General features: G+C 41.0%; 12 protein-coding genes and 2 pseudogenes. 1 reads left to right on the top strand and 13 read right to left on the bottom strand.

What is annotated here, in order from left to right; translation table 11 throughout:
- Window positions 1-178 precede the first annotated feature (178 nt).
- Window positions 179-919 (bottom strand): annotated as a pseudogene (locus DW793_RS11105) (MFS transporter); the annotation flags it as partial.
- 76 nt (window positions 920-995) lie between these two features.
- Here DW793_RS11105 and DW793_RS11100 point away from each other — a divergent pair.
- Entirely contained in the window at window positions 996-1,769 is a 774-nt protein-coding gene (locus tag DW793_RS11100; protein WP_252969856.1) for an AraC family transcriptional regulator, read from the top strand.
- 277 nt (window positions 1,770-2,046) lie between these two features.
- Here the strand turns inward: DW793_RS11100 and DW793_RS11095 are convergent, their stop codons facing one another.
- The 12 genes and pseudogenes from DW793_RS11095 to DW793_RS11040 all read right to left on the bottom strand — a co-directional run bounded on the left by DW793_RS11095 (window position 2,047) and on the right by DW793_RS11040 (window position 19,718).
- A complete protein-coding gene (locus tag DW793_RS11095; protein ID WP_242998180.1) occupies window positions 2,047-3,978 on the bottom strand; it encodes an ATP-binding protein in 1,932 nt (643 codons plus the stop codon).
- Window positions 3,979-3,999: 21 nt separating this feature from the next.
- Window positions 4,000-4,242, bottom strand: a complete 243-nt coding sequence (locus DW793_RS11090; protein WP_181983855.1) for a hypothetical protein — start codon at window positions 4,240-4,242, stop codon at window positions 4,000-4,002.
- A 199-nt stretch (window positions 4,243-4,441) separates the two neighbouring features.
- Entirely contained in the window at window positions 4,442-5,803 is a 1,362-nt protein-coding gene (gene rlmD / locus DW793_RS11085) for a 23S rRNA (uracil(1939)-C(5))-methyltransferase RlmD (RefSeq protein ID WP_118158151.1), read from the bottom strand.
- Entirely contained in the window at window positions 5,787-7,244 is a 1,458-nt protein-coding gene (gene hemZ / locus DW793_RS11080) for a coproporphyrinogen dehydrogenase HemZ (RefSeq protein ID WP_118158150.1), read from the bottom strand. Before hemZ ends, rlmD begins: the two co-directional genes overlap by 17 nt.
- Window positions 7,241-7,885: an MBL fold metallo-hydrolase gene (locus DW793_RS11075; RefSeq protein WP_038673231.1), complete on the bottom strand. Its 645-nt coding sequence runs from the start codon at window positions 7,883-7,885 to the stop codon at window positions 7,241-7,243. Before DW793_RS11075 ends, hemZ begins: the two co-directional genes overlap by 4 nt.
- 13 nt (window positions 7,886-7,898) lie before the next feature.
- The gene (locus DW793_RS11070) at window positions 7,899-10,289 is read right to left on the bottom strand and encodes a RelA/SpoT family protein (RefSeq protein ID WP_252969855.1); all 2,391 of its coding nucleotides are present in this window, start codon (window positions 10,287-10,289) and stop codon (window positions 7,899-7,901) included.
- 1 nt (window position 10,290) lies between these two features.
- The gene (gene recJ, locus DW793_RS11065; RefSeq protein WP_118158149.1) at window positions 10,291-12,330 is read right to left on the bottom strand and encodes a single-stranded-DNA-specific exonuclease RecJ; all 2,040 of its coding nucleotides are present in this window, start codon (window positions 12,328-12,330) and stop codon (window positions 10,291-10,293) included.
- Between the two features lie 151 nt (window positions 12,331-12,481).
- The gene (locus tag DW793_RS11060) at window positions 12,482-14,590 is read right to left on the bottom strand and encodes a polysaccharide biosynthesis protein (protein WP_252969854.1); all 2,109 of its coding nucleotides are present in this window, start codon (window positions 14,588-14,590) and stop codon (window positions 12,482-12,484) included.
- Window positions 14,591-14,700: 110 nt separating this feature from the next.
- Window positions 14,701-15,405 (bottom strand): CpsB/CapC family capsule biosynthesis tyrosine phosphatase, encoded by a 705-nt coding sequence (locus tag DW793_RS11055; protein WP_117857358.1) that lies wholly within the window; start codon window positions 15,403-15,405, stop codon window positions 14,701-14,703.
- 19 nt (window positions 15,406-15,424) lie between these two features.
- Entirely contained in the window at window positions 15,425-16,918 is a 1,494-nt protein-coding gene (locus DW793_RS11050) for a polysaccharide biosynthesis tyrosine autokinase (protein WP_118125259.1), read from the bottom strand.
- Between the two features lie 303 nt (window positions 16,919-17,221).
- Window positions 17,222-17,569: an MATE family efflux transporter gene (locus tag DW793_RS11045; RefSeq protein ID WP_118158148.1), complete on the bottom strand. Its 348-nt coding sequence runs from the start codon at window positions 17,567-17,569 to the stop codon at window positions 17,222-17,224.
- A gap of 74 nt (window positions 17,570-17,643) precedes the next feature.
- A pseudogene (locus DW793_RS11040) lies at window positions 17,644-19,718 on the bottom strand (glycoside hydrolase family 3 C-terminal domain-containing protein).
- Between the last annotated feature and the right edge of the window lie 270 nt (window positions 19,719-19,988).

The following is a 19,988-nucleotide window of genomic DNA, read 5'->3' as shown; positions in this document are numbered from 1 at the left end:
CCTTTGGGGATGCACAGCTCATCTGCTGCTGCCTTGGTGCCAATCTCCTTTGCGAGCTTTATTGCCTGCTTTTTAAACTCTTCATCATATTGTTTTCCTGTTCCCATTGATGACACACTCCTTTGTTTTTATTATACTTTGATTGTTTTTTATGTGTCAAGTTTTATTATACAGGATTACCAAGTGATGTGCAGGAGTACATGATTCCATCAACGTGCTTGTGTTTGGTAAGCCAGCTATATTCAGAGCATGATGCGATGACTGCATTCATATCACCTTGCCATGGACCTTGACCGAGTGCTGCAAGTGCTGTAAATGCAAGCATCAGCGGAATGTTTCCCATGTATCCGGCAACTGCTATCAGAAGTCTGCCAACTGTTGCTACCATGTAGCTGTATTTGTTCAGCTTATACATTCCGTTCCATTTTTGTACGATGGTAGGAGTGAAGATCAAGGCGATAATCAAAGGAATATTGATAAACCACGCAAACGTGCTGAACATATTCTCATTTGCGAGAACATATTTTGCATAGTATGTTCCAACACCGATCATCGCACCATAGAACTGCTGCAAAATATAGGTTACTGTGATCATCACATAATATTTGTTGTGTACGAGCATTTTGAATGCTTCTCCAAAGCTGTATTTGGTTTCTTCTGTTTTTGTTTCACTGTCTGCAAGTTCCTCATCAGAAAGTTCCTTTACAGAAAGAGCGGAAATTGTATTTACAATAAGACCGATAACCGCATAAAAAATTGCGACTGTTCTCCAGCCATTTGCACCACCGCCAATTGCTTCAACAAATTGGAATGTAACAGCCTGAATCAGTAGGCTTGTTCCAAATGCGAAGATAAAACGATAAGAACCCATCTGAACTCTTTCCTTGCTGTTCTTTGTAACAAGAGCGGTCAGAGTTGCCTATTTAAACAACTCTACATCTACTGTAGTGGATAATACGAAACCTTTGATTGTAACAAGCTGTGGAAATTATCGTGTGAAAAATCGTTCTGAAGTAGTAACACATCGTCCGAAGGGAAGAAAAGATTATCAGCTTTTATATATTGCCTCCGGAAAAGGACATTTTTTCATTCACAGAGAAGAAAAAACGGTTTCAGCAGGAAATATTATTATATATTTGCCGGATCAACCACAGGAATATGTTTATTATCGTGCAGATCAAACCGATGTTTATTGGGTGCATTTTACCGAAAATGAAGTAGAAGAAATTTTAAAGTATTACAATATCAACCTGAAAAATAATATTCTCTATATTGGAACATCTCCCGATTATCAGTGGTTATTTGGTCAGATGATTCAGGAATTGCAGCTTTGCAGACCACGGTATGATGAATTGATTTCTTTGCAGCTGCGAAATATTTTTGTTTTGATAAGCCGTGCAATCATGAGTGCAAAGAAATTCAGCAGCACCAGTGAAAAAGAAGTTGCTTTTGCGATGCACTATTTTCGTAAGAATTACAACACAGAAATCAGCATTGAGGAGTACTCCGAATCCAGAGGGCTTAGCAACTGTTGGTTTATTCAGTGCTTTAAAGAAATCACAGGTTCCAGTCCGCTGCAATATATCTTAAAGCTGCGAATCTCCAACGCACAAAATTTGTTAGAAAATACGGACTATACCATTACTGAAATTGCAAATATGGTTGGATACACCAATTCGCTTTATTTCAGCAGACTGTTTCATAAATACATTGGTATGTCACCAAAAGAATATCGAAAAGTAAAACTCAAAGAAAATCTCAGGGAGTAAAAAACAAAACTCGTTTGGCTAAGACTAAACCAAACGAGTTTTGTTGATTTTTGATAAGAAATAAGGAATGGCTACATTACCAAACACGTCTGAATTGCAATCTCCTCAGCCTGCAGCTCGAAGAGATTTTCAAACTGCCAAACCTTAGCCGTGTCGGCATTTTTCATAGCAAGTGCTTATTCAGAATCAGTAGCACGCATTTTGTTCCAGATCTTCCATAATCAGCAGAGAAGATTTTGAAAGGTACAGGAAAATCAGAATTAACTTCTTTGTTTTCCTAATAGTGTTTAATGTATTTAGTGATAGTATCGATTAATTCCTCCATGTTAATCGGCTTGGAAATATGGTCATTCATGCCTGAATCCAGGGATTCCTGAATATCATCTATAAAAGCATTTGCAGACAAAGCTATAATTGGAATCGTAACTGCATCGGACCGCTCTATACCCAAGGCTCGAATGGCTTTTGCTGCTTGGTGTCCATCCATGTTTGGCATCATAATATCCATCAAAATAAGATCGTATGTGCCTCGTGGATGATTTTTAAACAAATCCACAACTTCTTTTCCGTCTGATGCGCGTGTTACGGTCGTACCAGCATCTTCCAGTATCATCGTAGCAAGTTCAGCATTTAGATCATTATCCTCAGCCATAAGAACATGAATACCCGTCAAATCTCTATGTAGATGTTGTTTTTGTTCTGATTGAATAACCTGTTCTGACAACTCCAGTGGGATCTCCACTGTGAATGTAGAACCTACACCTTTTTTGCTCTCAACAGCAATCGAACCGCCCATCATATCCACATATTTTTTTGTGATGGCCATACCAAGACCGGTTCCCTTATATTGAGTTCTGGCATTAGCATCATCTTCTTGTGAAAACGGATCGAATAATTTTTTCTGGAACTCTTCGCTCATGCCAATACCGTTATCTCGAACAACATAACGAGTTATGATATGTTTCTCATCCGCTCCTGGGTAACTGCTGATATCCAAAGTAATCTTTCCGCCGTCCTTTGTGAATTTCACAGCATTGCCAAGAAGATTCACCAAAACTTCTCGGATACGCGCAACATCCGCAAGGACATATGGGTTCCTTGGAATTTCTCGATGTACTTCAAACTTAAGATCTCGATTATAAAGAAGTCCATTCATAATCGCCTGAACATTATCTGTCAATTGAGTAATGTCCACTGGCTCGGGCGAAATAGTAACTTTTCCACTTTCAATGCGAGTAAAATCCAGAACGTCATTCAACAAAGAGAGAAGATGATTCGAACTTTTTTGAACTTTCTCCAAGCTATCATGAATATCTGAAACCGTGTTCTGGTGAAGCGCAATGTTTGTAAATCCAATAATGGCATTCATCGGCGTTCTGATGTCATGGCTAATACTAAGCAAAAACGCAGATTTTGCTTTGTTGGCAGCATCTGCTTCCTCAGCGGCGGTCATTAATAATTGTTTTTGTTTTTGCTCTTCTGCCTTGCTTTTCTGGTAAACATAATAGGTATATAGACAAATCAAAAGCAATACAGCTCCTGCGACTAAACCACAGATGATGGAAATATGATTCGTCTCTTCAACCATTCCATAAGCTGATTGCATATCCATTTCAATGCAAAATGCGCCAATGATTTCTCCAGTCCCATCATGATTTGCTCTTACAGGATAGCAAGCCGTAAAAATCGGACCCCATGTTGTATCAATGATATCCTGAGAGTACACATTCTCCCCAGAAATAGCCCTATCAATATACGGAACCATTTCTTCCTCAATATAATCTCCAGGGTGTCTTACATCATCCGCATCCGAATCCAAACCGTCTACCACATAAACGAGTTTTCCTTCTTCATTTTTTGTAGCGGTGTAAATATATCGAGTAGAATTCAGTGTTCTGATTTCATTGAAATATGAAGAAATATCCTTATATAATTGCTTCTTTTCATCAGATTGATCTTTGATTTGATCAAAATCTTCTTTGCCGATTCTTCCATCCACTAGTTTGTGTACTGCATCTGCACTTGCTGTGTCACGTGTGATTTCTGTTTCAAGGGCGGTCTTAGTGTAAGAACTTTGCAGAATAAATGTGTACAACACTATTACAAAAATCGTCAAAAGCCCCGCAATCACAAAGATACTGCCTGTATTCTTCAGCCTAAGGAGTTTTTTCAAATTAATTCCTTCTTTTATTTTCTTCATGCTGCTCATTCACATCCTCTAAATCCCAATTTATCGCTCATCCCTAACCTCTATAATTTCACCTACAAAAACAATATGTGGTTGCCAACCTCCATTGAAATCGGGATATACTTTTGGCATGGAAGCATAATACTCCTGAACTTCAGTTGTAATATCCTCTTTGGAAAATTGATGATGATACAATTTTTGGCAAAGAAATGTTAATTTTGCCTCTTTATAGGTCACTCCCTGAGCGATTTCAATAGGAGTCAGTCCTGCAGGATTGGTTGTCACCCTTTTTCATTTTCCCAAAAACATCCCAAAATGCCTGAAATCTAATCCACTGTCTCAAATTGTGACATCTAATCCGAGGTTACAAGCTGACACATATTTTACAGTGGATATGTTTCCATATAAGAAAACCGAGCTTTTTCAGAAGTCAGGCATTACCTCCTAACTACCGAAAAGCCGGAAATACGCCACTTTTTAGCCTTTATTTATCTTTTCTTGACAGCAAACAAACCGTTTCAACGTGCCCCGTCCTCCCAAACAGATCCACGCCCTTGACCTTGACCGTCTTATACCCCAACTCTTCCAGCACAGCACAGTCCCTAGCAGCAGTAGCGTGATTGCAAGATATCATAACTATCCTGTCAGGGGACATTTTTGCCATGTACTCCAGTGCGTCCCTAGTGCAGCCCTTTCTTGCAGGGTCAGCTATTATCACATCTGGTCGTTCGCCACGGCTGTAAAGTATCTCTGCTATCTTTCCTGCGTCACCACATATAAATTCCGCATTTGTAACATTGTTTGCTGCGGCATTTCGTTTTGCATTGTCTATTGCAGACTCTATTATCTCAACACCTATGAGCTTTTTCACCTTTTTGCTCATTGACAAACCAATCGTTCCTGCACCGCAGTAAAGATCAAGAAGAGTTTCCTTTCCTGTCAGCTGAGCATAATCTGCGGCAATTTCATAAAGCCGCTCCGCCTGAATTGTATTTACCTGATAAAATGACAGCGGTGATATCTCTATATCATTTCCACACATGGTATCGTGTATCGTGTCGCTTCCATACGCAGTAACAAGCTTCTGTCCGAGTATACAGTTGGTCTTTCGGCTATTCTCGTTGAAAACTATACTCTTTATATCAGTATATTTTTTGCAAAGCTCACCCACAAGCGCATCAAATACGCCACGCTTTTTAAGGTCAGTTATAACAAGACAAACCATTATCTCGCCTGAGTGTTCGCCACGCCTGAGATAAATATGCCTGAGCAGACCGCTTCCCGTTTCCTCGTTGTATGCCTTTATCTCACGCTTGTTCACATAAGCCATTATTTCATCGGCTATTGCCTTGAATACAGCAGGCTGTAATGCACAATCAGTGTGATCGCATACATGATGAGAACGCCTTGAATAGAATCCGCAAACTGCCCTGCCGTCCTGCTCTGCTACAGGGTACTGCGCCTTGTTGCGATAGCCAACAAGCTGTTTACAACCCTCAAAGCTGTCATATTCAGGATAAAGCTTACCAATACGCTCAAATGAATCCTTTATGAACTGCTCTTTTACACGGCATTCTTCCTCATAGCTCATGTGACGAAAACAACAACCACCACACCTTGAATAAACAGGGCAATCGTTCTTCGCTCTTTCAACCGAACCACTTACAATATTTTCGATAATGCCATAGCAATACGTTTTGCAGACCTTGACTATCCTGCATTCGATAACGTCGCCAATAACAGTAAAAGGCACGAAAACAGCAATGCCCTCGTGCTTTCCTACTCCGTTGCCCTCATTTGTCATACCGCTTATTTCAAGCCTGATAATCTCATTTTTCTTTAGCATAAAATTCCTCTATCTCATTTTTTCGCTTAAGCATAAGCTCAAAATGCTTATTGTATTCCAGCGGAAATTTGTAATTGAACACACGCTCCAAACGTCCGCCCTCTTTGTCAACAAGCTTTGTCGAGCCACCTGCACCCATTGCAAGTATGGTCTGAACTTCTTCCATTATATAGATATTATACAAACCCTCGTGACCATGCTTTGTCCAGCCTATATTTTCAAGATTTTCAAGCATATTCTTCTGTCTGTAGAGATAATAAGGCAGATAGCCGCTTTCAAGAAGTCTTTTTGTGGCATACTCTACCATTTTATCGGCTGGATTTTTCAGCACTTCCCTGTCACCACTGTGATTTAGCCTAGCCGCACGCTTTATGGAAAGTGTGTGTACAGTGATATTCTCAGGAGCAAGCTCGATAAGCTTATCAATGGTATTCTCAAAGCTCTCCACTGTGTCTGTTGGCAGACCTGCGATTATATCGGTATTTATAGAGTCAAAACCAACTTTTCTTGCAAGGTCAAAGCTGTCAAAAAACTGAGCAGTTGTGTGCTTTCTGCCAATAGCCTCAAGAACGCTGTCATTCAAAGTCTGTGGATTTATAGATACTCTGCCACAGCCGTTTGCTTTAAGCACCTTCAGCTTTTCTTCAGTTATGGTGTCAGGTCTTCCCGCTTCAACAGTGTATTCACGGACAGTTGACATATCAAAGCTGTTTGCAATGACTTTCATAACTCTGTCAAGCTGAGCAGCAGTGAGCGTGGTAGGAGTGCCGCCGCCAAAATATACGGTATCAAGCTTTAAACCAAGCTTTTTCGTTATCTTCGCAGTGTAAACTATCTCTTCACACAGCTTGTTCACATACTCAGGGATAAGCTTCATACAGCCCTCGATAGATTGTGAAACGAAAGAACAGTAGGAGCATCTTGTGGGACAAAACGGCACTGACACATAAAGACTAAAGCTGTCCTTTTCAAGCTCATCGAGGACAGGCTTCTGGGTTATAGCAGTTTTGTATGCAATATCGCACTTTTCTTCGCTGCAAAGATACCTGCTCTCCATGGCTTTAAATATCTCCGCCTTGTTCATGCCCTCACTGAGCATATCATTCACACGCTTCACAGGTCTTATTCCCGTTATAACGCCCCATTTCGGCACAATGCCTGTTATCTCGCTCATTGCCTTAAAAAGAAGTCTTGACAGTGAAAGTTCCATATCGCTTTCAAAAGGCACGAACTCCTCTTTTTCGCAAGTCTTGCCGTCATATCTCACCTTAACGCTCAAACAAACATTGTCAGCGTTATCCTTTTTCTGAGCGAACACATAATCGTCCTCTGTATCTATGCTGTCAGAAAAAACGTGGGTAAAGAGCGTTGCAGGGATAAAAAGCTTCATTACTCCCTCAAGCTCATATTTATAATCGTTGCCGCTGAATATCAGAGTCATTTCAAAGCCTCCGCAGCCTGCCTGAGATATGGGTTATACTTTCTCTCAGCGTCAAGTGTCGTGACATTCATGTGACCAGGGTAAACAGTGAGATTTCCACCAAGGTCAGCTATTTTCATAAGCGACTTCATGAGGGCTGTGCTGCTTCCATCAGGCATATCAGTTCTGCCAACACTTCTTGAAAATAGGGTATCTCCCGAAAACATATTCATACCGCATATGAAACAAACAGAACCGCTTGTATGTCCCGGCGTTTCCAACACGTCAAATTCAAGCTCGTCAAGCTTTAGTATATCGTCCTCTGTAAACACATTGACCTTGCCTGTGTAATTTCTGTGTCCTCTTATTCTGAAAAGATTAGCAAGCATTCCTGCGTCATCTGTAAGCTTAGGCTTATCCATAATGTGGATATACACCTCACAGCCTGTCCTGTCTACAAGGTCAGCCACAGCACCGATATGGTCAAAATGACCGTGGGTAAGAAAGATCTTTTTAAGCGTAAGGCCGTGACTCTCTATCTCACCGAGAATATAATCAGGGTCGGCAGGTGCATCGATAAGAACGCAGTTATTTTCTTCGCTTGCAACAATATAACTGTTCGTTTCACAAACGCTCAATGGTTTGAGCCTATATATTTTCATTATCTGTCCTTTCTTATTTACCGCTTCTTTCAACAGAAATAACGTTCTTTATTTTCTGAAGCTTGTTTATAACATTGTTGAGCTGTTCCATTCCTGCAATGCTGACAGTTACGGAAAGCATTGCATTGCCGTTTTTCAGTTCCCTTGAGGTTGACTCATAGATAAAAATATTGATCATTGCAAGCGCTGACGAAACGTCTGCCAGCAGACCTATTCTGTCAACTGCTACAATATCCAAAGTACACTTGAAATAGCCAGTATGCTTTTCAGAACTTTCCCACTTAACATTTATCCAACGTGCGGCATTTTCAGGATCATCTTTCTGCGAAAGATAGTTCACGCAATCCTTTTTATGCACGGATATGCCGTGACCTCTCGTGATAAAGCCGACTATTTCGTCACCTGGAAGCGGATTACAGCACTGTGCAAACTTGATAGCGCAGTTGTCGATGCCGTCAACGATAACACCAGTGGAATTTTTGGAAGTCTTTATCTTATTTTCAAGGTCAGAAGTATCAGGCTGAGCCTTTTCACCATATTTCTTATTATACTCAGATTTCAGCCTTTGCATCACCTTTGAAAGCTGAACACCACCGTAACCTATGGCTGCAAAGAAATCATCAAGAGTATCACAACTGTGTCTGTGCATATCCATTTTGAGAAAGTCCTCAAGCTCTTCCTCAGGCACTCTTATATTATTTCTGCGGAACTCTCTTTCAAGAGCATTTCTGCCCTCAAAGATATTTTCCTCTCGTCTTTCCTTTTTGAACCATGAACGTATCTTGGATTTGGCTTCATTGGTCTTGCAGATATTAAGCCATGAACGGCTTGGACCATGACCTTCAACGTTTGTAGTAAGTATCTCGATTATCTCGCCTGTTTTTATCTGATAATCATAAGACACCATTTTCTTGTCTACCTTTGCGCCGCACATCTTATGACCCACCTGTGTGTGGATAGCGTAAGCAAAGTCGATAACAGTTGATCCGACAGGCAGTGTTATCATATCTCCCTTTGGAGTGAAAGCAAAGACGTCCTCAGGGGCAAGGTCATTTTTTATAGCCCTTACTATTTCCTCAACGTCGTTTGACTCCTGCTGTGATTCGATTATCTGTCTTATCCATGCAAGGCGCTGATCGTCCTTTGAACTACCCCTTACGCCCTCTTTATATTTCCAGTGAGCGGCGATACCATATTCAGCCGTTCTGTGCATTTCCCATGTTCTTATCTGAACCTCGAAAGGTATTCCCTCTCTGCCGATAACAGTTGTGTGAAGAGATTGATACATATTAGCCTTAGGCGTGGAAATATAATCCTTAAATCTATTTGGGATAGGTCTGAACATATCGTGAATTATGCCAAGTACGTTATAGCACTCTGTAACTGTATTGACGATAATTCTTACGGCATAGCGATCATATATCTGGTCTATCTCCTTGCCGTCACGATATACCTTTTTATAAATACCATAATTGCTTTTAACTCGACCCTCGATAAGGGGAACAGGGTCAAAGTCCTTTTCAAGCCTGTCATGTATCTTGTGCTTGATGTTTTCAACAAGCTGTTCACGGCTGCCCTTTCTGAGCTGCATTTGCTCGTCTATCTCAGCATAAGCATATGGATCAAGATAATAAAAAGCAAGATCTTCAAACTCATCTTTAATTGAGCGTATTCCAAGGCGGTGAGCTATCGGTGCATAGATGTTCATTGTTTCATGGGCGATAGTTCTGCGTTTTGAATCTTTGCAATAATTAAGAGTACGCATATTGTGAAGTCTATCTGCAAGTTTTATGATAATAACACGAATATCCTCGCTCATTGCAAGGAGTATTTTTCTGATATTCTCAGCTTTCTGCTCGTCTTTGGTGAAAGTTTCCACCTTTTTCAGCTTTGTAACGCCATTTACAAGCATTGCAACATCTGAGCCAAAATTCTTCTGTAATTCTTCAAGAGTGCATGGAGTGTCCTCCACAACGTCATGAAGAAGTGCTGCACAAATAGTATCAGTATCCATGCCAAGCTCCAAAAGAATATATGCAACAGACAGCGGGTGGGTTATATACGGCTCGCCAGACTCTCTTTTCTGATTGTGATGATACTTTTCAGCAAGTTCATAGGCGGAAACGATTTTTGACAGATCGTACTGCCTCTCGCCATCAAGTATTTTCTGAATAAGTGCATCAATGGAACACACCGACCTCTCACCTATATGCTCAGGCTTTGAAGCTTCAGGCACAGCGTCGGTATAGTCAGGAGAAGCCGTAGGAGCAGGCTTTTCTTCAAACTGCTCTTTAACCTCGGATTCGGCAGGGAGATCTTCTTTACTGACAGTTTTTATCTCAGGCATATTTTCTATCTTATACATTTCAGCAGGATCAAGCAAAATATTCTCTTTATCTGACATTTTAGTTACCTGCCTTTCCAAGCATTTCATTCAGCTTAACAAGAGTTTCAGAGTCCTCAAGATTTACCTTTTGTTTCGGCACAACGTAGCTTATTTTCATAGTTGCGGGTCTGAACTCGATAAGACCCTTATCACGGAAAATATCAACGCAAATATGCAGTTTGCAATAATTCATGCTGTCGCCTGATATTTTCATGAAAAGATTATCCAACGTAATATTCTTAACTGCACTTATGTATTTATATACGCCGATAAGCTCCTGCCTTGTCGGGATTATTTTTCTTATAAAACTTGCAGGAAGCTGTTCCCCGCGCATGAGCTTTTCATAACAATCCTTTGCCGCAAAATATCTTTCCTGCTTTACTCCACTCAATCTATGGTCGATAACTCTTATGGATATGGACTCACGGTTATTGAACACATTTATCCCAAGCTCCACGAGCATATCAAGCTTATCGCCAACTGCGAAACAAGCTTTTTCAGGTGCAAGGGAGAAAATAAGAGCCTGTCCTCTATAGCTTCCGTATGAAAACTCGATCTTTGTATGCTTGCCCTGTGACAGCGGTATTATCTTATCTACTCTTACTCCAAGCATTGCAAAAACGGGAGCAGGGTTCTCTGCACCAAAAGGCTCCATTGCGGCAAGACCCTTTACATTATCAAGGTTGATATCCTGCGGCATAAGAAGCTTATCCGCTATAAGCTCAACGCTAGGGAATTTCTCCATAGGATCGCTGTATTCATACACCATTTGAGTGAATTTTTCAATGTTCTCAGCCTTCAGCGACAGACCTCCTGCACACTCATGTCCACCAAATTTATCAAGCAGCTCTCCGCAATGCTGAAAACACTTGAATATATTGAAGCCCTTTACGCTTCTCGCAGAGCCTCGTGCGTTTCCATCATCATCAATGGAGATTATAACATTCGGCTTTCCGTAAAATTCCAAAATGCGTGAAGAAACAATGCCAATAACTCCGTGGTGCCAGCCCTTGCCTGAAAGCACAAGCACTCTATGGTCAAGAGTTTCAGGGTGAGCGTTTATATGGTTTACTATTTCTGTCATTATCTCTGTTTCCGTCTGCTTGCGCTGGGCGTTAAGATTTAAAAGAGTGTCAACATAATTTTCAGCGTCCTCCGGGTCTTCGCTGAGAAGTGTTTTTACCGCTGTAAGTGGTGAGCCAAATCTGCCCGAAGCGTTTATAACAGGGGCAATCCTAAAAGCAATGCCTGTTGAGTCAAGAGCATTTCTATCAAGCTTTGCTTTATCTATAAGATAGTTTAGTCCCAATATTTCGGTGTTTGCAAGATATTCAAGACCACGCTTAACAATAGTTCTGTTTTCCCCTGTGAGTGGCACAACGTCCGCAACTGTACCGATAGCACAAATGTCGGCATACTGTTCCATAACAGTGTCGTAACTGCCGCCGTCAAGTGCAGCACAAAGCTTGAAAGCTACACCAACGCCTGCAAGGTCTTTGTATGACGAGGGACAATCTGCACGATGCGGATTAACGATAGCCCTTGCCCTCGGGAGCTTCTCAGGCGGCTGGTGGTGATCTGTGATAACAAGTTCCATATCAAGCTCAGCAATACGCTCAGCTTCCTCAACCGCGGAAATGCCGTTATCCACAGTGACGATAAGCTTAACACCCTTTTCTGCAAGCATTTCAATAGCTTCCATGTTCATGCCATATCCAGCCTCACGCTCAGGAATATAGTACATAATGTTTGCGCCAATGCTTTCAAGATAGTTGTAAAGTATAGTGGTGGACGTAACTCCATCGCAGTCATAGTCACCGTAAATACAAATAAGGTCATACTGATCAACCGCCTTGTTTATCACCTCGGCGGCTATAGCCATATCCTTTATAAGAAAAGGATCACTAAGTTCTTCGCCTTTAAAAAAATCAGCAAGGCTGTCAAAGTCAGTGAACCCCCTTGAAGTCATGACGTCTAGGGTAAGGCTTTTCAAGTCACACTTGTTCATAAACTCTGCAGTTTTCACAGGGTCAGGTCTGTTTATTCTCCATTTTTTCATATAGAAATAGTCCTTTACGCAAATTTACATTCATTATTCATTATACCACATAAACAGCCTTTTTTCAAGTAGCATCAAGAAAAAGTGTGAAATTTTAGGCATAAAAACAGCACCGCAGAAATCCCCGCAGTGCTGAAATATGGATCTTTTATTATTTTACCGCAGAAACTGCAACAGCGTTTCTGCCATATTTTTCATTACCTGTTGGCTTATCACCTACAGGACTGAATGTTGGAACGATCTTTTCGACCATTTCAACGATATTTTCGTCATTGTTATAGCTTGCACGAGCAAGCTCTCCAAGCTGACCAAGGAACGTTTCTGTGTCAAACGGTATAGGCTTTCCAATATGGATAAGCTCATTGTCCGTTTTCATCATGCCCTCCTCTGCCATAAGCTTCTCCTCAAAAAGCTTTTCGCCAGGACGCAGACCTGAGTAAACTATTTTAATATCTACATCAGGCTTATATCCTGAAAGTCTGATAAGATTTCTCGCAAGAGTGTCTATCTTCACAGGCGCACCCATATCAAGGACAAATATCTCGCCGCCCCATGCGTATGTACCTGCCTGAAGAACAAGGCTCACAGCCTCAGGTATAGTCATGAAATATCTTATGATATCAGGGTGAGTAACAGTAACAGGACCGCCTGCTTCTATCTGCTTTTTGAACAGTGGGATTACAGAGCCGTTGCTTCCAAGAACGTTTCCAAAACGAACTGCAACAAACTGTGTGCCATTTCTGTCCTTATTGCCAACGCTTTCGATCTTAACCGCTTCACTGCTCTCTATATTATCAACAGCTATCTCGTCTATCGGATCGTTCTCAAGCATACCGTCTGTCATTTCATCAACGTGTGCATGGAGCATAGGCAGAAGATCTGTTCTGCCTGCCTTGCTGATAGCGTCCATGCTCTGGATGACCATTTCGCAGAGTCTTTTACTTGCACCCATAATATTAGTAGGGTTTACAGCCTTATCGGTGCTTATAAGCACAAACCTCTTTGTGCCATGCTTCAAAGCGGCATAGGCTGTCTTGTATGTACCAACAACATTGTTTTTGATAGCCTCATTAGGGCTTGTTTCCATAAGCGGAACGTGCTTATGTGCTGCAGCGTGATAAACGATATCAGGCTTGTATTTTTCAAAAACGTCATTGATACGTCTGCTGTCACGAACAGAGCCGATAAGCGTCACAAGATTGAGTTTACTGCCATATTTACGTTTAAGCTCCTGCTCTATTTCATAAGCATTGTTTTCATAAATGTCAAATATGATAAGCTGTTTAGGCTCATGACCTGCTATCTGTCGGCAAAGCTCGCTTCCGATAGAGCCACCGCCACCTGTTACCAAAATGGTCTTACCCTTAAGGTGCTGGAATATCTCGTCCATGTTTACTCTGATAGGCTCTCTTCCAAGCAGATCCTCGACTGCAACAGGCTTCATCTTGCTGAGAAGCACCTCACCATTTGTTATCTGATAAACGCCCGGAAGCTGTTTCATCTCACAGCCTGTTTCCTTACAAATATTAAGGATATCCCTTTTGTTCTCAGGTGATGCAGTTGGAATTGCAAAAAGGATCTGATCAATATTATACTTTTTGACGCTTTCCATAATGCAATCACGGCCACCGACGATAGGAACTCCTCCGATATTTCTTCCCCACTTATTTGGGTTATCATCGATTATGCAGAGTGGTCTTGCATTTGTACGTTCTGACATCGTAAGCTCTTTAAGGATCATCTGACCCGAAGCACCTGCACCAATGACCATTGCATTATGCACTGCCACCTGATTTGTTACCTGTTTTGCTCTTAAAAGGGTGATATACCTATAGGCAAAACGCACTGCTGTTATAAGCACGAACTGAGTTCCCGCACCTACTATGTAGTAAGCCAAAGGCATTCTCATAAAGAGCAATGTTATACCCACAGATTGGAATATGGTAGTGACTATCGTGGCCAAAAATATCCTTGAAAGTTCACCAATGCTGGCAAATCTCCACAAACTATTATAAAGCTTGAACACAAAAAACACCACAACACAGAAAGCTGTATATATTGGAGCAAACTTTACATAGGCAAGCATATACTCCTTTGGTATTGTAGAAAAAGTAAGGTCAAATCTGATGAAAAGTCCGAAAATGTAGGATAGATTTACGGCAACAATATCATAGAAACACAGAAAGAATGCAATAAGCATCCAATGTTTTATCTTTTTGTTTTTCCACACCTGAACTGTGTTTTCACTTGTTTTCTCCATAAATAAAACATACCTCCGCTCAATTAAAGCAATGAATAAGATCACACCATGGCCACCCCTCAATGGCACAGTGCAGGCTATTTATAATATCATCAATATTTTTTCTATACTTAAAAAGCAAACATTCTTTCTTCGTCAGCCATAGCAGACATGAGTACTTTATCAGAACGTCTTATATTTTCACTTCCAGATCTTTTAGCTATAAGATCAAAATTAGGTTTTCTATCATCAAGATTATGAGCATCGCTTCCAAAGACAAAATCTCTGCCACTTGAAATAAGCTTATTAACAAAACGTCTTGTGGAAAAATGCTCAAAAGCTTCTGCATTTATCTGAAAAACTGCATCCACAGACATCAGACTTTTCAGATCTGACTTTGAATAAACGCCCATATATCTATGTACATGGGCGATTATCGGAATAAGCCTTCGAGAATTTGCTATCTCGTCTATCTCCTCGACGATCCAACTGTTATACTGAGTGAAGGGTGGTTCAAGAAGAATAAGTCTTGTTCCGCTGATACACAGCTTTTCAAGTTCTCCTAATACGCTGATGCCCTTTTCTATAGCCACCTCAGCACCAATATGTATATCCTTCACGGCTGGGTCAGCCGCCATGAGCTTCTCATAAGCATTTTGCCGTTTGACAAGATAACTGTCTAAAGAAGCTTCCCTGTGCATATAAAAATGTGGTGTTGCAACAATTATACCTATGCCCTGCTGTTTCATCATTTTTATCATTTTAAGTGATGTTTTGATGCTGTCAGAGCCGTCATCAATATTGGGCAGTATGTGGCTGTGATAATCGGTAGTCAATCTAACATCTCCATGTCATTTAACTTTCGGCAGAAGCATCCTTCCCACCGTATTTATAGCTGTAGTCATATTTATACTTGTAGCTATACTTGTATCCGTAATGAGAACCGTTCTTTGCGGAAATATCATTAAGAACGAAACCAAGCAGATTGCAATCGCCTATCTCAAGCTTCTTCATAGACTCCTCTATCTCCTGATATGTAGTTCTTCCATATCTCGCCACAAGAAGAACGCCTGCGACCTCGTCTGCAAGGCTCATTACGTCAGTTACAGGAAGCAGCGGGGTTCCGTCGACAATAACATAATCATACTTATGCTGAACATATTCAAGCAATTCACGCATTTTCTCAGAAGCAAGAAGCTCTGACGGGTTTGGAGGCAAAACGCCTGATGTAAGAACAGCAAAATTGCCATTCTTGGTTTCATGCACACACTTATCAAATGTGCTTTCACCACTCAGTATTGTTGAAAGTCCAACATTGTTTTTTAACTTGAAGTTTCTGTGCTGAACAGGTCTTCTCATATCAGCGTCAATAAGAAGTACCTTATTTTCTGTTTCAGCCATTGAAGCTGCAAGGTTAGCAACTGTTACAGACTTACCCTCACTTGGATTAGGACTAGAAACGACAACTATCTTATTTCGTGTTGTAGAAAGTGTAAACATAAGGTTTGTACGCATTGTTTTGTAGTTCTCTACAATATTAAATGGTATATCCTTATTATTGAACAGAAGCTGTTTTTTTCTGTCAGCAGAAGAACCTTCATCCTTTTTAGAAGTCTTTCCGCCAATATTCATTATCTCACCAACGATAGGCTTCTGATAAATGTCGCCAAGCTCATCAGAATTCTTTACAGTGTTGTCGAAGAAGTCGATAACAAGTATCACTAGAACAGCCACCATCAAGCCACCAACAAAGCCAAGGGCAACATTTTTAGTGGTGTTAGGAGAAACAGGTGTATTGTAAACTTCAGCGTCGCCTATCTTTTCAACTGAGCCTGCACCGATAACTCTTATAAGAAAGCTTGGAGCGACGTCAGCCATGATGTTACAAAGGTCAGAAGAAAGCTTTGCATTGGTTGTTGTGGCAGTTATCTGAAGTACCTCTGTCTGATTTACAGCGGTCATGCTATAAGCATTTCTCAGGCCGTCATTTGAAACCCTGCCGCTTGTTACAGTAAAATAAGGAGCAAGCTGTTCAGGAGTATACATCTCAAGAAGCTTATCGCTTACCTCGTTCATTACCGGGTCATCAGTAAGTATAACAATGTAGGTCTGTACCAATGACTTTGAAGCGTTAATATCCTGTAAGTCAACATTAGTCTTATCCTGACCCGTTGACTGATTATCAGCACTTTTAACATACATTGAAACGTGTGACTGATACTGCTTACTCATAACAAATTTTGATACGAAAAGGGCCAGTATCGCACACACTATTGAAGCGGCAACGATATACCAAACCTTTCCGAGAAGAAGTACCAGAAGATCCTTGATAGTGTAATTTTTTTTCATTTGAATAATTCACCCTGTTGTTGATATTTTCGTTATTTTCCAAAAAAATAAACCGTACAATAATAATTTTATCACATTCTATTAAAAAAGTCAACTTTAAACGATACGTTTTTTTGTATTTCAACAAAAAAATGGTTTTTTGTTATAACATACAATAAGATAAACAAAATCAGCCAAGTATTTGTCGGAAAATCATATAAGCTGACAGCTTAATTTAACAATTATGAACGGCTACTGTAAAAGCCGCCATTACAGTCGTTCCAAAACTATTTACCAGTCCTTGTATCATAAGTATACCGAAATTCATGACAGGATAATTCTAACATAATCAGATGTCAACAACGTTATTTTCATTGGAGTATGCAAAAGTTTCAAAATCTCATTGGAAAAGCACAATGTGATAGGCTCTGTCACCAAAGTAACAGAGCCTATCATCAGAAATGATATGTTCAGACAGCCTTTCAGGCGGCATTCATTTACTTCACCTAAACAATAAGAAACAAGCGAGCCACAGCCCATGCACAGACCTATTATGATCGAATAAAGAAAAGTCTTGAGGGTGTATGTGCCGCACACAGCCGCAAGGGCGTTTTTGCCAAGAAATCTGCCAACAATAAATGTGTCGGCAATGTTATACACCTGCTGGAGCAGATTTCACAGTATCATCGGGCTTGAAAAAGCAAGAAGCAAGCTTATGATACTGCCGTTTGTAAGATCTCTTTTAACTATCGTTCTATCTCGATACTCATACAGTTTGTACCACTAAGCTGACAACTAAGTTCATCAGGCTGATGCGTACCAACATAGAGGGTGAATTCCTTTGCAAACTGTTTTCTCTCGCCGATATCTGACACTGTTGTGAAAGCTTTGTCAGGTACTTCGATTTCAACATCAAGCTTTTCACCTTTTTTGACAAAAATCCTCTTGAAGCCGCACAGCACAGGATAAGCCGGAGCATTATCACAATGTGATTTAATGTAAAGTTCGATAACATCACAAGTATCGGCACCGTTATTTTCTACCTCTACATTGACTTTGCCATCGTCATAACTAAGCGATGTAACAACAACATCTCCATAAGTAAGACCATAGCCGAATGGATAAAGAATGTTATCTCTCGTGTACCTATATGTTCTATCAGACATAGCATAATCAGTAAAGCAAGGTAGCTTGTCGGCACTATTATAGAATGTAACAGGCAGTTTTCCTGATGGCGACACTTTACCAAAAATAATATCCGCAATAGCCTTGCCGCCCTCTGAACCTGGATACCATGCGTGAATAAGAGCGTCACAATCATGCTCGATATTTATTGAGCTTCCTGCCGCACATACCACTATCATAGGCTTGCCGATCTTTGCGACACGCTTTATAGCTCACGCTGACTTTCAGGAAGTCTTAGATCGTTCTTGTCACCTGATGAAAACTCATTACCCGTGTCGCCCTCCTCGCCCTCAATAGTGGCGTCAAGACCAACGCAAAGTATCACAACATCAGAATTTGCCGCTGCCGCCTCAGCTTCGGCGTATCTATCCCCTGCCTGTGCAAGACCCGATACTCTGTCCTTATACAAGTGACAGCCTTCAGCATAAAGCACCCTGCCATCAAATGCGTCCTCGATACCCTCAAGGAAAGTAACATACCTGTCGGCTGTGCCGTTATAATTGCCCTCTAAAGCCGCTCTGCTGTCCGCATTTGGACCTATTACAGCGATAGTTGATATTGATTTTTTGTCAAGCGGAAGAATACCCTTGTTCTTGAGCAACACCATGGACTTCACTGCACTCTGGTAGGATACAGCTTTATGCTCAGGGCAAGAAACAACGCTGTATGGTATGTTGTCATATTCCGTTGACTTGTCAAACATGCCAAGTCTTATGCGAGTTCTCATAAGAGCAACACAGGAAGCCCGGATTTCATCTTCTGTCACAAGCCCCTTGTCAAGAGCAGAAAGCAGGTGTACATACGTACAACCGCAGTTCACATTACAGCCTGCTTTAAGTGCCATTGCGGCCGACTCTACAGGAGAAGACGTCACCATATGGTGTTCGTGGAAATCCCTTATTGCCCAGCAATCAGAAACAAAATAGCCATCAAAACCCCATTTGTCGAGCTTGCCCATTAGAAACTCACTAGCACATGACGGCTCGCCATTAACACGATTATACGCACCCATTACACCCTCGACCTTTGCTTTTTTCACAAGCTCCTCAAAGGCATAAAGATAGGTCTCTTCAAGGTCTTTCCAACTAACCTCTGCATTAAATTCATGGCGAACAGCCTCAGGTCCGCTATGTACTGCAAAATGCTTTGCACAAGCGGCAGTTTTCAGTACCTTGCCACTGCCCTGCAAGCCTTTTACATATGCCTTACCGCACTCTGCGGTAAGATAAGGGTCTTCACCGTAAGTCTCATGACCTCTGCCCCAGCGTGGATCTCTGAAAATATTTATATTAGGTGCCCAAAGGGTAAGACCTTTGTATATATCCCTGTCATCACGCTTTGAATACTCATTATACTTGGCACGAGCTTCTGTGGAGGTTATATCTGCCACTTTGAACACAAGGTCGGTGTCAAACATAGCCGCAAGACCTATTGCCTGTGGAAACATGGTGGCAACACCGCTTCGTGCAAGCCCATGGATACCCTCATTCCACCAGTTATAGGCAGGAATGCCGAGCCGCTCAACAGCAGGAGCGTCATATCTAAGCTGTGAAGCCGCCTCCTCTACGGTCATTTCATTTACAAGTGCTTCAGCTCTTTCCTGAGCTGAAAGGCTTTCATTGAGATAATTTTTCATATATCCTCCTTGTTCATTACATCAATTATATAATACACGAAAATTATACACCATGGCATGATATCGTGTCAAGGCGTATAATTATAATAATTAATGTAGAAATTATATCTAAATGCTTTGAGATCAGCTTTGACAAAAATCATAAAAGCACCAATACAGTAATGTTATAGGTCTTTTATTTGAGAATGCCGAGGATCTTTCATATTTTCCAACAATATACAATTACATAAAATAGCGCATATACGCACTTATACATAACTATTTCAAATT

It is taken from the genome of Ruminococcus sp. AM31-15AC (genome assembly GCF_003462045.1).
Taxonomy (GTDB): domain Bacteria; phylum Bacillota; class Clostridia; order Oscillospirales; family Ruminococcaceae; genus Hominimerdicola; species Hominimerdicola aceti.
Note: the sequence above shows the minus strand (reverse complement) of the source record. Positions and strands in the feature narration are given on the sequence as shown.